General features: G+C 69.0%; 13 protein-coding genes and 1 pseudogene. 8 read left to right on the plus strand and 6 right to left on the minus strand.

All coding sequences use genetic code 11. From position 1 onward, the window contains the following. Together NO360_RS18745 and NO360_RS18750 are read right to left on the minus strand one after the other, a co-directional pair. Positions 1 to 1,063: pseudogene (locus tag NO360_RS18745) on the minus strand (hypothetical protein); the annotation flags it as partial. 78 nt (positions 1,064 to 1,141) lie between these two features. After that, positions 1,142 to 1,591, minus strand: a complete 450-nt coding sequence (locus tag NO360_RS18750) for a hypothetical protein (protein ID WP_256309346.1) — start codon at positions 1,589 to 1,591, stop codon at positions 1,142 to 1,144. 873 nt (positions 1,592 to 2,464) lie between these two features. On the opposite strand from NO360_RS18750, the gene NO360_RS18755 reads away from it, so the two are divergent. Further along, positions 2,465 to 2,767 (plus strand): hypothetical protein, encoded by a 303-nt coding sequence (locus NO360_RS18755; RefSeq protein WP_256309347.1) that lies wholly within the window; start codon positions 2,465 to 2,467, stop codon positions 2,765 to 2,767. Continuing rightward, a complete protein-coding gene (locus tag NO360_RS18760; protein ID WP_256309348.1) occupies positions 2,767 to 3,339 on the plus strand; it encodes a hypothetical protein in 573 nt (190 codons plus the stop codon). Before NO360_RS18755 ends, NO360_RS18760 begins: the two co-directional genes overlap by 1 nt. 7 nt (positions 3,340 to 3,346) lie before the next feature. Here NO360_RS18760 and NO360_RS18765 read toward each other — a convergent pair whose 3' ends face one another. Further along, positions 3,347 to 3,847 (minus strand): hypothetical protein, encoded by a 501-nt coding sequence (locus NO360_RS18765; RefSeq protein ID WP_256309349.1) that lies wholly within the window; start codon positions 3,845 to 3,847, stop codon positions 3,347 to 3,349. Between the two features lie 368 nt (positions 3,848 to 4,215). Here NO360_RS18765 and NO360_RS18770 point away from each other — a divergent pair, with 368 nt between their 5' ends. Genes NO360_RS18770 through NO360_RS18790 form a run of 5 tightly spaced genes read left to right on the plus strand, consistent with a single transcriptional unit; the run spans position 4,216 to position 10,904 of the window. Continuing rightward, a complete protein-coding gene (locus NO360_RS18770) occupies positions 4,216 to 4,668 on the plus strand; it encodes a hypothetical protein (protein WP_256309350.1) in 453 nt (150 codons plus the stop codon). Beyond that, a complete protein-coding gene (locus NO360_RS18775) occupies positions 4,665 to 5,015 on the plus strand; it encodes a hypothetical protein (RefSeq protein WP_256309351.1) in 351 nt (116 codons plus the stop codon). The genes NO360_RS18770 and NO360_RS18775 overlap by 4 nt, the downstream gene beginning before the upstream one ends. Further along, on the plus strand, positions 5,012 to 5,236 hold the full coding sequence (locus NO360_RS18780; RefSeq protein WP_256309352.1) for a hypothetical protein: 225 nt from the start codon (positions 5,012 to 5,014) through the stop codon (positions 5,234 to 5,236). Before NO360_RS18775 ends, NO360_RS18780 begins: the two co-directional genes overlap by 4 nt. Continuing rightward, complete coding sequence (locus tag NO360_RS18785) at positions 5,233 to 5,937, plus strand: helix-turn-helix domain-containing protein (protein WP_256309353.1); 705 nt, start codon at positions 5,233 to 5,235, stop codon at positions 5,935 to 5,937. The genes NO360_RS18780 and NO360_RS18785 overlap by 4 nt, the downstream gene beginning before the upstream one ends. Next, positions 5,934 to 10,904, plus strand: a complete 4,971-nt coding sequence (locus NO360_RS18790) for a hypothetical protein (protein ID WP_256309354.1) — start codon at positions 5,934 to 5,936, stop codon at positions 10,902 to 10,904. The genes NO360_RS18785 and NO360_RS18790 overlap by 4 nt, the downstream gene beginning before the upstream one ends. A 355-nt stretch (positions 10,905 to 11,259) precedes the next feature. Here the strand turns inward: NO360_RS18790 and NO360_RS18795 are convergent, their stop codons facing one another. Together NO360_RS18795 and NO360_RS18800 are read right to left on the minus strand one after the other, a co-directional pair. After that, on the minus strand, positions 11,260 to 11,826 hold the full coding sequence (locus NO360_RS18795; RefSeq protein ID WP_256309355.1) for a ribbon-helix-helix protein, CopG family: 567 nt from the start codon (positions 11,824 to 11,826) through the stop codon (positions 11,260 to 11,262). A 55-nt stretch (positions 11,827 to 11,881) separates the two neighbouring features. Continuing rightward, complete coding sequence (locus tag NO360_RS18800; protein ID WP_256309357.1) at positions 11,882 to 12,499, minus strand: tyrosine-type recombinase/integrase; 618 nt, start codon at positions 12,497 to 12,499, stop codon at positions 11,882 to 11,884. A gap of 185 nt (positions 12,500 to 12,684) precedes the next feature. On the opposite strand from NO360_RS18800, the gene NO360_RS18805 reads away from it, so the two are divergent. Continuing rightward, the gene (locus tag NO360_RS18805) at positions 12,685 to 13,290 is read left to right on the plus strand and encodes a hypothetical protein (RefSeq protein WP_256309358.1); all 606 of its coding nucleotides are present in this window, start codon (positions 12,685 to 12,687) and stop codon (positions 13,288 to 13,290) included. Positions 13,291 to 13,488: 198 nt separating this feature from the next. Here NO360_RS18805 and NO360_RS18810 read toward each other — a convergent pair. Further along, on the minus strand, positions 13,489 to 14,757 hold a 1,269-nt coding region (locus NO360_RS18810), incomplete at its 5' end, for a hypothetical protein (RefSeq protein WP_345780228.1).

Genomic DNA, 14,757 nt, shown 5'->3' on the forward strand with positions numbered 1-14,757 from the left:
ACGCCGCCGCGGCCGTCTCGGCCGCGCGGTCGCGGGCTACCGCGGTCGTCGTCTCGGCGATCTCGCCCCCGCTGAAGTCCTGAGCTATCCCGGGCGTTGACTGAGCGACCTCCGCGGCCGTTTCCCCCTGGAGGACGCCCGCGGGGAGGTCGAACGGGACGCTCGCGCCGCCCTCGACGAAGTTCTCGGGGGTCGTCTCGTCGCCGCTGTCGTCGAGCGGGTCGAGGTCGCGAGCGCTCGGGGTGACGCCCGCACCGCCGGTGAACGGCGCGACGGCCGCCGCCTGAGCCGACGTGATCGCGCCGATGTCGAGGCGGTCTCCGGCTCGGGAGACGGTACGTGCAAACTCCCGCGCCCGCGTCTCGGAGGTGTCGACGCCGCCTACCTCCGGCGGTAGTAGTCCGGCGCTTTCGCCGCGCTCACTGAGAACGCCGCCGGTCGTCGCGCGGTCCACGATCGTCTCGTTTCGGCCGGCGTCGAGGATCTCCTCGGCGATCGGGTACGTTGAACCGCCGCCGACGTCGACCGCCCCGCGACCGCCCGGGCTCGTCGGTCCGGGGCCGAGATTGGGGTCGTCGAGCCGGTCGGTGTTCGTGTCGATGCCGCCGCCCGCTCCGGGAAAGTCGCTCGGCTCGGCACCTCCGGCGACGCCGCCGAGGTCGACGCCGTCGATCGTCGTCGACCCGCTGACGGTCTCGGGTTCGGGCTGTGGGTCGCTGCCGCCGCCCGCGCCGGGCGCGTCCGAGGGGTCCGCGCCCCCAGAGACGCCGCCGAGGTCGACACCGCCACCGGGGCCGTCGGGTTCGGTGGTACTGCCGTTACTCGGCGACGGATCCGGAGACGGACCGCCGATGTCCGAGGGGGGCGGGCTCGACCCGCCCGGCGACGGGTCCGGGTCGTCGTCGCTGCCACCGCCGCCGAATCCGGGGCCGAGGTTCACACCGCCGCCCGGACCGTCGGGCTCGTCGTCGCTGCTCGACGAACTGCCGCTGTCGTCGCCGCCGTCGTACCCGCCACCGCCAGGGTCGTAGTAGCCGCCCGCGTAGGGGTCACGACCGCTCATCGGTCTCACCTCGTTGTATCGGTTCCATAGCGGGGCGTACTCCCTGAATCTCCGTAAAAAGGAGACGCGCGTTCATCGTCACTCCTCCTCGACGTAGTCGGCGAGCCCGTCCCACTCGCCGCGTTTCTTCGCGTCGACGAACTCGCCGACCGCCGGGACGAGCCACTTCTTTGGAACCGCGCGCTGCTGGACGAGCCCGTCGGCGACGGCCTGGAAGATCGAAGCGTTGTCCTCGATCCGCGCGGGGCAGTTGTCCAACCGATCGAGTGGGACCGCCGCGACGACCGCCGTGTCGTCCTCGACCGAAACCCAATCGGAGAGCGACCCCCCGTAGTCGCTCGCGATCTCGCCCGCGGGCGCGTCGAGGTGCCGAGTGACGACGTAGAACTCCGGCCGGTGGAGTCTCACCGCCGCGTCGCCGGGCCGAAGCTCGGTGTCGAGCAGCTCGGCGACGGTGTCCGGGTCGTCTCGGCCGTCGGGGGGCGCGTGCGGTTCGGTCGCTGCCGTTTCAGTACGTGCGGCTCGCATAGGAGTGTGGTCGTCCTCTCGCCCAAAAAAGAGGAGACGCGCCCCGAGCGCCGTGTGTAACCGCACCTCCCGCTATTGTGCAACCATAGAGTGTGTATGTATAGGCGCGCCTCCCGGCTATTACACACCGCACGACGAGCCCCGTCGCCCCCCTGGACCCTCCTCGCCGCTCCTCTGTGTTAGCGCGTAGAATGGATATGTATAGCCTGCCTCCCCGACTGGTAACAGCGAATTCCCGACCCCCTCTTTCCATATAGTACAGTACAAGCACTATGTGGGTTGTTGTTGCCACGCTTTTGTGTTGCCGCCGTCGGGTGGTTTCACAATCAAATTGGCAAGCCACCAGCGGACGCTCCCGGGGCGTCGGTTGTTGGCTTCGTCGACGTCACTCCTCGCGATAATACAAAATGTATGAGGTGTGTGCTCTGTGTCTGAGCGGCGCGATCGCCACCGCTTCGCGTACTAAGTCCTGTACTGTCCATAGTGTATGAATGAATGAATTACGCTGATTACGCCGCTGTCGGTCCTCCCCGGGGTATCGACACCGACGACCTCGCTCCCTTAGCACGCGATAGCGTATAGATATAGCACCGCAGGGTATCTATCAATCCATCATTTCCCGACACGGTCCGGCGATTTGCCGCCCTGCGGTATCAACGCGGCCGAGGGCGCTCCCACACGTGAATTACGTACGCAAATGGTCGCTGGGCCTGTCTGTGTGCGCGCAATCGCGGGGATCGGCGTCTAAACGCCTCTCGCGCCTATTCGCGCTCTCTGGTCGGTGTCTGTTTAAGTAGTGGTGTCGGTGACATACCTGTCCGTTAGTGTCCCTCGCGGTACCTCTTTATGTCAAACGCGGCGCTCACACCGAGTATGCCACGCCCGCAGCTCGACGAGGACACGTACGATCGCCTCGCCGCGCTCGTCGACGCGCGGACGAAAGTCCCCGCGGAGCACCTCACCACCGACGATAAAATCACGTTCCTCCTCGACGCCCTCGACGAGGCCGACACCCACATCGAACGCCTGTCGGCGCGTGTCGACAGCCTGGAGGACGAGTTAGAGGACGCCCGCGCCGCGACCGACAGCGACAGCGGTCCGGCGCCGGGGCTTGACGAGATCGCGGGCGGCGACCTCGGGCTCGCGAACGACCTCGGCCGGTCGCGGCGTCGGTAATGGGCGACCTTCGCGAGCGGTACGTCGGCGTCGAGGCGGTCCTCGGCGAGGTAGTCGTCGCCCGCGAGATCACCGGCCGGTTGCACCGACCGAAGGGCGAGGCCGAGCCCTGGTGTAGTTCGACGGGCGACGTCGAGTACGTCGAGACGGAGATCGCGCTGTCGTACGGTGCGACACTCTGTAAGCAATGTTACCGCCCGGCGCTCGCCCACCTCGCGCGGATGGATGCGTCGCCGGTCGAGGACCGCCTCGCCGAACACGACACGCCCGCGGAGGTCGAGACCGACGTCTCACACCTCGACCCGCCGCGGTCGGCGCGCGAAAAGGTCGACGCCCTGACCGCCGAGGTCCTCGTCGCGAGCGGCGGCGCGGACGTCTATCACGCGCCAACGGCGAGCGGAAACGCGGTGTGCGGCCGCGCCGTCGACGACGTCCGCCGCCGCCGTGTCGACCAAACGCCACCGCGAGCACGCCCCTGTAAGCGGTGTTTCACGGCGGACGTCGTCGGCCGTTACACCGGCCGCGAGGCACCCGAGCACGCTGTCGTCGAGGCGACCGCGGCGAGACGGTGAGACGGCCTCACCGCGCCCGGTTCCGCTCGGCCTCGTCCGCGAGGAGACTGGCCGCCCACGCTTGAAAGCGGCCGACGCCGTCCCCGAGCGCGTCCCCGAACGCAAACACTAACGCGAACAGCGCGATCGCCACCACACCACCGACCACACCGCCGAATAAGACGGACACCACGGCCGCGCCCGAGATCGTGGCGCCGCCGATAGCGGTGAGGAGTCGGTCGCGAGCCGTGCGTGGGCCGCGGCCGCCGGTCATTGAGACACCGTCGCGGAGAAACCGCCGAACCGCGTCGTCGAGCGGTTCGTTCTCCTCACGACGCCGCTCGACGGCCGCGCGCAGCTCGTCGGAGGCGCCGACCGCGTCAAGGACGTCGCGCTCCTTTGCGTCGAGCCCGTCGTCGACGACCGACCGGAGAAACGCCGACTTGTTCGTCTCGGCCGACGCGTCCTCGGCGGCATTGTACCGTTTCTCCAGGTCGTCCTCCAGTCGAGCCGATACCGTCCGGGGCATTACGTTATAACGGTTATAACGGCCAATCTCAAAAGTCTGGTGCCTACGAACCGCTGATATTGGATAGGCGAGGTTTTTTGTCGGTGGAGGGTATATTAGGAGGTGAGAAACACGGGACGCGCCCACCAAGGCGACGCGGCGGAGGCTTCACGCGTCGCTGGTTGGGTACGAATCGAAGCCCCCAGGCGCTTGCACGCCCGGGGACCTCGGCTACTGTGGCAGGTGTTGGGGTCCTCGGCCGTCGAGCGCCTGGGTGCAAAGGATTGCGACGAGTGGGGCTCGTCACACGGTGGTTGTCACCCGACGACCTTAATTCTCCCGTTTGTGACCCCCCTCGTCGAGATATATCGCCACTATCACCATTCACGATGACAAATCTCGACGACGAACGGACGAACCGACCCCGAACCACCGAACCCGACGCGAGCGGCTCCTGGCGTGACGAGTACGCCGCCCAGGCTGTCGACGCCGAGCTCCGCGCCGACGGCGGGACCGCGTACCGTCTCCCCGAGGAGGGCGAGGTCGTTCGCGATCGCGACAGCGACGCGGGCGACACGCTCGTCGTCGTCGACACACACCCCGAGACGACCGCCGCGTCCTTCGCGATCGACGCGATCGGCGCGACCGTCGCCGAGGCGAATCCCGAGTACGACGACGGCGCGCCCGTCGTCGAGGCCGCGTACGTCGAGGACGTGAACGACACGCTCCCCGACTGGTACAAAACGGAGGACCTCCGCGACGCCGTGAGCTTCGGCGCGCTGTCGACGTACACGTTCCCCGCGGACCGCCTCGCCCCGTACAACGGAGGTGAGCGCCGGTGAGTACCGCGAGCGCCGAGCTCCGCGGTCTCGTGAGGGAGGACCCCTCACTTACACCCCAAGAGAAGGAGACGACGATTAGGTTCGCGAAAGACGAGGAGCACGCGACTGTGTACACCGCGGAGGCCGGTCTCGCGCGCCGCCTCCTCGCCCACCCCGACGCCGACGTGAGGGACGTGAACGTCCTGGAGGACGACGGAACGCGAACCGTCGCCCCGGGCGAGGTGTTGGGGCGCGATATTGTCGGCCTTCGCGCGAACGTCCCGGTGGGCGCGCTGAAGGTGCGTGTGTCGGCGCGCTCCACGACAGGCCACGCGGAGGTCGTCTCCGAGGAGGTGTTGACTGAATGAGCGCCGAGACGCACCCGGGCGCTCACTCTCAAAACCCGGTGTGGCGAAACCCCACCTCGGCGGCCGCGGCCGCGCTGTTCCGGCTTCCGGCGACCGTCGACGTCCGCGAGGCCGGTCGGTGGGCGATCGCCGCTCGCGACGCCGACGACAGCGCGCGGGTCCTCGCGTGGCTCGAACGGGCGAAACGTGAGGGCGCGATCGTTCTGGAGGGGTCCGAATGAGCCGCGCGACGGCGCCGTCGGAGACGGGCGCGAGAGAGGGCGCCGAGGTGTTCCGGCTCCCCGACGGCGACGACCTCCAGCGCCTTCGCGAGGAGGCCGGGCTCACGGTCGAGGAAACGGCCGCGGCCGTTGGCGTGTCGGTGTCGGCGCTAAAAGACTGGGAGCGCGGACGCGACCCCCAGGTCGGGAACCTCCGCGACCTGCTCGCGGTCCTCCGAGACCCACCCGAGGAGATCGACGTCGGTGGGAGCGAGGGCGAGAGCGTCGACGTCGACCCCGAGGAACTCCCCGACCTGATCGACCCCGAGTTTCTGGAGGAGTACGGCACCGACGACGTCGCCGAGGCCCTCGAACGCGCGGAAAATCGCGAGGTCGACACCTCCGGGCTTCCCCGCTGTCCGGCCTGTCTGTCGGTCCGGTGGTGGCCCAAATCCGACCGCTCCCGGCGGCAAGGCCACGCCGTCGACACCGCCTACCGCTGTACACACCCGGGTTGTAACGAACATTTCGACGAGCGCGCTCCGCCCGAGGCGGCCGTCGATGACGCGATCGACACCGTCTTTCGGCTCTCCGGCAGCGATTTGTGTTGTAATTGTGGCGACGAGGCCCAGCTTTACGTTTACGACGCCGACAGCGGCGTCGGTGGGTACGTCTGCTTCGACCACGTCGGCGACCTCCTCGCGGGAGGTGAGGCCGAATGAGCCCCGACTGGAGCGGTCTCCTTTGGGAGACCCGCGGCTACCTCGGCCTCGACGACGACGCGGCCGTCCCGGTCGACGAGCTCGTCGCGACCGCCGAGGCGAACGGCTACAGCGAACGCGAGGCCCGCCGCGCGCTGCGGGAGGCCGACGACCTGGAGCGCGTCGGTGACGACCTCGACGACCTCCGCGTTCGGCTTACCGAGGAGGGCGATTCGCCCGAATCCGCGAGAGAGAACCCCGAGGAACCCGATACTGGAGGCGAAACCCCTACCCCCGAGGCGGGGGAGACCACCGTGCAGAATCGCGAAACGCCCGCGAGCGTCGGTACGTGGCGCGAGGCCGACTTTTCGGCCGTCGAACCCCGGACATGGGCACCCGCACAAATCGACGTCGACGCGTGGATGTGTCGGACCGACAGCAAGGCTCCGTACGCCCCCTGGGCGGACGCCGACGCGCCGGTCGAGTGTAACCACGGCGACCACGACGAGGCGACGACGTGCGACGCGTGCGACCACCACGCCGGGTACAAGTGGGGGTCGGACGGTTCGCGCGAGCACGTTCACGCCGACCACGGTACCGCCCGCGAGTGGTCCGAGATGGACCCCTCGCTGTCGTCGGACCTCGCGTTTATCCAGCGCGACGCCGACTCGTTCGCGTTCGTCGACGGCGACGACGTCCGCGACCCCGAGACGGGCGAGATTCACCCCGCGTTTCGGGCGCTCCTCGAACACCTCGGCCTGACGTACGCCGACGTCTCGACCTCCGGGAGCGGCGTTCACGCCGTCTATCGCGGCGACATACCGCTCGACGGGGTGTCTATGGCTATGTTCCCGATCGACACCGAGCCGTGGGGGGCGAACGACGACGTCCCCGAGGTCGAGATATACGACGGGAAACACGTCTGCATCGCGACCGGCGACCACGTCGCCGGGACCGGGACCGAGGTCGCGCCGTGGGACGACGACGCCCTCGCGGCCGTCCTTCGGGCGAACGGATACGAGGAGAACCCCGAACCGAGCGCCGACACGTCGGTCGATCTGGAGAACCACACCCCGACGGCGACGTCGAGCGACGAGACGACCGACGACATACGCGACGTGTTCGCCGCGATCGACCGCCTCGACGCGCGGCGCGTCGCGGCCGATATGATCGTTCACCGCTGGAACGACAGCGCGAGCACGTCCGGCGAAAACCGCGCGTTCGTCCCCGAGTGGGGGCGGAACGCGAGCGGTACGGCGAACATCGTCGACAGCGAAATATGGCAAGACACCGGCGGGAGCGGGTACGGCGGCGTCGACGTGATCGCCGCGGTCGCGTGTCCCGACCTCCCGAGTTACGACGAGCGGACGCAACCGCGCGACCTGGAGGGCGCTGATTGGTTCCGCGCCGTCGAGTACCTCCGCGAAAGCGGTTTCGACGTCCCCGAGCTGGAGGACGCCCACACCGACGACGAGGAGTACGGCCGAGACCCGCGCGACCTGGAGGCGACCGTCGACGCCCGCCGTGCGTGGGACGCCGCCGGTCGTGTGAGCCCCGAGGAGACCGACAGCGACGCCCTCGGCGCGGCCGACACCGACGCCGAGGCGTTCGCGTGTCCCGACTGTGGCGCGCCCGTCGACGTCGTCCGCGCGGTCGCGATCGACGCCGGTCTCGTCGAGACGTGCGACGCCGCCCTCGACGACGCTTACCCCGAGGCGTACGCGATCGCGCGAGACGACCACGGCGCGCCGCTCCCCCGATACTACACGGAGGCCGACGCGATCGCCGAATTCGACGCCGTCCTCGACGTTATCGGCGAGGTGACGTTTTGGCACCTCGACGAGGACGCGATCGCGAGCGACATTACCGCCCGCGACGAGGAGGTCGGCGGCGACGCGATCGCCGCGCTAAACCCCGCGTGGCGGCTCTCCGAATCCGGCGAATCGGTCCTCGTGTTCGACAGCGGGACCGTGTGGGACGCCGACACCGAGCGCGTCCTCGACGCCCTTCGGTTCGTCGCGCTCGACAGCGGCCTCCTCACGGACGCCACGGAGCCCCTGGAGGGCGAGGCGTTCACCGCCGCGTACCGACGCGCCCGAACCGAGTACGGCGCGCCGCTCCCGCGCTGGGAGCCCGCCGAGGACGGCGCTCGCGAGGTGACGCCACAGCTCCCGCCGAGCGAGGAACTCGTCGACGCGCGCGACCTCGACGGCGTCGACCCCGACGCGCTGGAGACGGCGCGGGAGGACGTCGAGGCGCTCATTCGCGACGCGACCGCCGACGCCGACGACCCGACGGTCGTTACGGCGCTCCCGGCGACCGGGAAAACCACCGGCACGGTGAAAACCGCCGCCGAGCGGCCGCTGTCGTACCTCGCGCCCCGAAAGGAGCTCCAGGCCCAGGCGCTCGACAAGGCCGAGAAATGGGGCGTCGACGCCGAGGTCCTCCCGGTGTTCTCCGAGGAGCGTGTCGCCGACGAGGTCCTTTCGTCGGCCGTTGCACACGTTCGCGAGCACGGGAAAGACCGGCTCCGCGACCGCTGGAGTATCCTCGCCGCCGCGACCGACGCGGCCGAGGACACCGACGCGTCCGCCGATATATTCGACGAGGACGACGAGGACGACGCGGAGGCCGTCGACCTCGACCGCGCGACGTGTCCGACCGCTGAAGGCGCTCACGGCGACGCGTGGGCGCTCGCGGTTCACGTCGCCCGCCGCCTTGGATACACGCCCCAGGAGATTCACACCCAGGCGCGAGGGCTGTTCGGTGCCGAGCTCCCGTGTACCGACGACCACGGCGACGAGGCCGACGCGTGCGAATACGGCGCCGCGTGGGACGACGTCGCGGACCCCGACGCCCCCGCGGACCTCCTCGTCGGCTCCTACGTGCACGCACACGTCGACAGCGTTCGCACGCATTTCTCCCGCGACGCCGACGGGAACGTCGACCACGCACCCCGAGCGGTCGTCGTCGACGAATTCCCCGGCGAGGCATACGTCCGCGAATTCGGCGAGGAGGCCCTCGATCACGCGACATGGCTCGCCCAGGCGCTTCGGGCGGACGTCGAGGACCGGCGCGATATGATCGACGCGGACCTCCACGGCGACGCGTGGGTCCGTGCGTGGCTCGACGGTGAGGGCGACGAGGACGACACGGTCGGTGGCGCGATCGGCGCGCTCGCCCGCTCCGGTGAGGTCCTCGACGCTCGCGACGCCGCCGCCGAGATTCGCGAGGCGTACGACGACAGCGACGTCCTCCGCGAGCTGGGCGTCGCCGACCCTCTCGCCGCGTTCGCCCGCGGTGAGGTCGACGCGAGCGACGCGTACGACCGTCTCGGCGAGGCCGTCGACGCGATCGACCCCGAGCACCCCGCCGAACCGATCGCCCGGTGGGTCGAGGACGACGTCGTCGTCCCGCTCGCCGACGCGACGCTCCCCGGCGCCCAGCGCGCCGACGCGATCGACGTCGACGCGCTCCCCGTCGGTGGCGACCTTCGCGAGCTCGTCGCGGACGCCGTCGAGGCCGTTCGCACGGAGGCGGACGGCGCGCGGGCGGTCCTCGACGCCGCGACGACGGCGCTCCAGGGCGGCCGTGAGGGGTGCCGACGGCTCGCCGCGTGGGCGAACGACGGGTACGCCCACCCCGACGCCCACCACCTCCTCACGGGCGTCATAACGCCGACTGACGTCGACAGCGACGACGACGCCGCACGGCGGATTCACACCGACGCGTGGGCGTTCGACCCCGACGCGACCGACGGGACCGTCCTCGACGTCGTCGAGACGACCGGCTCCGCGACCGCGGTCGTCGACCGGAACGACCACGGCGCGCTCCTCCAGACGCCGCCCTCGCGGGCGTCGCTCGGCGGTGAGGACGTCCCGCTCGTCGGTCTCGACGCGACCGGGCGGGCGAGCCTGTGGTCGAACGCGCTCGGTGAGGACGTCATCACGGCCGACATACACGACACTCCGGCCGAGCGTGCCGCGTTCTTAGAGGACGCCCTCGACCTCCGTGTCCTCCAGGCGGACGACCGGCCGCGGTACTACGAGGGCGACCCGACGACGAAGGACACCGACGGCGACGTCGCCCTGTTGGAGGCGATCGCCGAGGAGTACGCCGGGATCGACGCGCCGCGGGAACGGGGCGCGAGCCCGACGAGCGTCGGAAAGCCCGCCGCGATTACGACGAAGGGCGTTCGTGAGGTCTTAGAGAACGACACGCGACTCGACGACGTCGTCGCCGCGTGGGATAACTACGGGAACGTCACCGGGGCGAACGACCTCGGAGAGCACCGTCTCGCCGCGGTCCTCGGCTGTCAGCACTACGGCGACCACGCGATCGAACGCTTCGCCGCCCTCGCCGGTGAGGAGGTCGACGTCGATCGCGGGCGAGGCCGTGGCGGCGGGCTGTCGTACGACAGCGACCTCGCCGACGAGTACCTCGCGCATATGACCGAGGACCAAACCATGCAGGCGATTCTCCGGTTCGCACGCGGCGACAGCGGGGCGACAGTCGTCGCGCGGACCGGCGCGCTCCGCGAGGACCTCCCGGTCGTCGGCGACGCGCAAGTCGTCGAGACGTGGAGCGACACGGCGACGGAGATCGCGAGAGCGTGGCGGCGGCTCGGTGGCGAGTTTACCGTCGCGGACGTCGCGGACGCCGTCGAGGTGTCGAAGCGTCAAGTTCGCCGCGTCCTTCGGGAGCTCGTCGACGCCGGGTACCTCCGCCGCGTCTCCAGCGGTGACGGTGTCGCGAGCGTCTACGAGCCGAGCAGCACGCCGGGCGCCGGTGAGGTCGACCTCCCCGCCCGCGAGGACGCTGTCGGCGTCGAGGGCGGACGCGACGCGACTAAGGAATACTATACGTGGAATGTCCGGGTGTCGGGGGGTGAATCGGGTCGGAACCCCGCTGGAGAACCCGCCCGCGTGAGCACACCCGGAGCCCCACCGGCTCCCGGCACCGTTGACGGGGTCGAGCCCCCAGGATAGCGGCGTCGGGACGCGGTCGCTTGCCCCCGGTTCATAGCCGTGGGTGTCGCTCGTGCGGGGAGTGTAAACCCGCTCCCGAGGCGGCGGGCACGAGATGTAAACCTCACTCCGCCGGTGAGGGTTCTGATTCTTGCTTTCGAGGACCAATTCGGGAAACGTACGTAGTATGCCCCTCGGGTATCGGCACTCCGCGCCGGTCATACCTCCCGCGTATGAATTGGTCGGGGTCGCTCTCTATAGAGGGGTGTCGGGGAGCGCGAGAAATGGGATTAGATGGAATACTCGACGGCATGGAGTAATTGGGTTAGTATGCCAATTATCCCGACGCGCTCGGCCAATTGATTGCTGCTGTCGGTTAGATCGCGTCGACGTCGACGGCCCACGTTCCGTATTCGGGTTTGTGAACGCCGGGGAGCTCGCCGAGGTGCCGGTCGAGAGAATTCCACATCGTCCGCTTTGTCGAATACTCCGATTCATACCGCGGGTATAACTCGTCTTTCAGCTCGCCGGTCGACAGCGGACCGCGCTCGGCGAGGAGCGCGACCGCCTCGACGAGGGCGTCGCGAGCGTGACTCTTTCGCGGCGGTCCGTCGCCGATCGCCTCGCGGACGCGATCGCGAACGTCGGCGTCGGGGTTGGCGGGCGGGTCCGGCGTCGGCTCGGTGTCGATCGGCGCGGTCGGCGGCGACGTCCCGCGGCCCTCCAGCTCGTCGACGCGTGCCTCCAGGGCGTCGAGGCGGTCGACGACCGCCGCGTATTCTCCCGTATTCTCTTGCGTATGCTCCGGCGTATTCTCTCGTATTCTCTCGCGATTACGGAGGAGATTACGTATGTATTCCGTCCGATTACACCCGCGTTCCTCCGCCTCGGCCTCCAACTCGGCGACGAGGTCCTCGTCGAGGCGGACGGTGACGACTTGCATAACCACCGTATTCTCCAGAGAATACAAAAGAATACGTCAGACACCGACAGGCGGCTCACACCTCGACGAGGTGGTCGTACACCCGCTCGGTGGTTTGGATCGACCGGTGCCGGAGCCGATTACGCACGTCGTACAGCGTATTCCCCTCCTCGGCGTTCATCATCCTCCAGGCGACCGAGTGGCGGAGCGCGTGGGGGGTGACGTCGTCGGGCTCGCCGCGGGAACCGTCGAGGTGGAACGGCTCGACCCCGGCCTCGCGAGCGACGGTTCGGAGGAGATCGCGGACGCCCTGGGTGGTAATCCGGTCGCGCTCACGCGACGGAAAGAGCGCCTCGGTGTCTTTCCACCGCGAGCCGAGGTACGCCGACAGCGTCCGCGTGGTGTCGGCGTCGAGCTTCATACGAACAGCGTCGGGCGAATTGTCGTTTGGATAGTCCTTCTGGAGGTGTCCGGGGAGGTACAGACGCGTGTTTCCCTCCCGTAGGTGGTCGACGTCGAGGGCGACGAGCTCGCCGACGCGGAGGCCGGTGTCGTACATAAGCGCGAGGAGGGCGTCGTCGCGCTGCTGGAGGTAATCGGGACGACACCGGTACACCGCCGACCGAAGCGCGTCGACTTGGTCGGGTTTGAGCCACACGCTCGCTTGGGTCTTGGAATCTGCATTTTTGGACATTACTCGGAACCCTGTTTATAAACGAACACACCCCGAGGACACTTCAATCTTAGACTCTGTATGTAGACTCTAAGATTCGATAAAATTATTAGCACACGCTCACACGTTCGACGTAACCCACCGAGCCGGTTCGCAAAACCGCCGGGGTGCGACAACACCCCGACAAGGTGGGTCGACCAAGACCCATGTCAGTAGACAACTGCGAGGGTAAAGACCCTCACGACGCGATCGAACCGCTCAGCAAAATAGCGAACGCGAAAAAGAACGACCTCGACTCTTTCGCGGCCGACCTGGAGACCGGCGACGCGACCGAAGAGGATTATTGGCTCTTAATCCGCGGGATCGCGGGGAGTCACCCAGCGATCGCCGACGCCGCACACGTCAACATCGACATTCAGGACAAAATAGCAGCGGGCGCGCTCGACGAGGCGTTTAAGGGCATTTACGATTTGACCGTCGAGGGCGGGAGCCGTCTCGCGGCCCAGCAGCTCCGCCTCGCGGCCGACGAGCTCGCCGCCGCCGACCCCGACACCGTCCTCGACGCGTTCGCCGTCGAGCGTGACGGTCTCGGCTCCTCACAAATTGACGTCTCGGAGCGAACGACCGCCCACGCGTACGACGACGAGGACGGAGCGGTTCTCGTCGACACCGCCGCCCTCGACCGCAACCCCGACCGCAACCGCACGAACCTATCCGTCGAGGACGCCCGCGCGCTCCGAGACGACCTCGACGAGGCTCTCGACGCGATCGCCGCCGAGCGCACGCGGTACGACCGCGAGGCCGAGGAATGACCGCCGCGACGCTCACCGACGCCGACCGCGACGCGCTGGAAGCGATCGGGCGGCGGCGGACGCACGAGGCGCTCGTCGACATACGACAGCGACACCTCGGCGAATACGCCGAATAGCCGCGAAAAGCTGTTTTTCACCGATTCGCGTCGACGCTACCCCTACCCCTGGAGGCCGGAGAACCACCCTCCAGCGGCCCGCTCAGAAGGAGAACGGGTCGTCGCCGCCGAGATCGACGTTAAACGTCTCCTCGATCGCCGCCTCCCCGCCGAGAATCCCGCTGTCGACGAGCCGGTCGTCGCTGCGCGTGCCGAACAGCGTGAACTCGTCGTCGTCGGGTTCCTCGTCCCCCTCGATTCGGGGATCGCGGTCGCGCCCGGGGTCGAACGGGTCGGGGTCGTACCGATCGGGGTCGTACGGGTCGGGGTCGTACAGATCGGTGTCGGTCGGGTCCGGCGTGTCGGTGTCCGGCGTGTCGCGCGGGTCGATGTCGGTCCCGACGTCGAACGGGTCCGGCTGGTCGAGATCGCCGCCGGTGTCGGTGCGCGTGTCCGTCGGCGCGTCCGTCCCGGTGTCGGTCGGGCTCCCGGTGTCGACGTTGAAGCCCGTGTCGAGATCGACACCGCCGCGTGTGTCCGCGCCCACGTCGGCCGTCGTCCCGGTCGCGTCGAAGGTATCAGGGCCGCCGAGCGCGCCACCGACGTCCGCGCCGGTCGTGGGGGTCGCGCCCGGGCTGCCGAAGAGCCCGCCGACACCGGCGTCGACGCCCGGTGAGAGGCGATCAAAGCGGTCGAGCGTGTCCGTCGGGTTCGGGTCGACGGAGGTCCCGTCGACGTCGCCGAAGCCGCGCTCGCTGAAACTCTCGGCCTCGACGCCCGGGGCCATTTGGGGGTTCCCCTGGCCGCTCACACCACCGCCGATGTCGTCGGACGACGGGTTCGACGAGCTGCGCGCGTCGATGTCGGGGTCGGCCATCCCGCCGACGTCGTCGTCGAATTCTCGCGTCGGGTCGTACAGTCGGCGGTCGCTCCTCTCGAACGGGTCGAGGTCGGGACCGAGGTCCTCGTCGGCGTCGACCTCGGCGGTCTCGGCGTCCGAACCCCCGGACTCGCGGCCGCGGGAGCGGCCCATCTGGAGCTGGCCGCGGTCGTCGCCGAGGAAGTCGCGCACGCCGCGGCCGAGGCGCGTCTCGACGGTCGTCCCGAGCGGGCCGATTCGTGGGTCGACCTCGGCGCGGGCCGCCGCGCGGAGCCCCGAGCCAATGCCGCCGGTTGAGGCCGCGCCAGCACCGCCCGCCAGCGCGCCCGCCGTGACCGCACCGGCGAACTCCGCGGGGTTCGCCGACGCCGCCGCGGCCGTCTCGGCCGCGCGGTCGCGGGCTACCGCGGTCGTCGTCTCGGCGATCTCGCCCCCGCTGAAGTCCTGAGCTATCCCGGGCGTTGACTGAGCGACCTCCGCGGCCGTTTCCCC

This window comes from Halobellus litoreus (assembly GCF_024464595.1).
Classification (GTDB): Archaea; Halobacteriota; Halobacteria; order Halobacteriales; family Haloferacaceae; genus Haloquadratum; species Haloquadratum litoreum.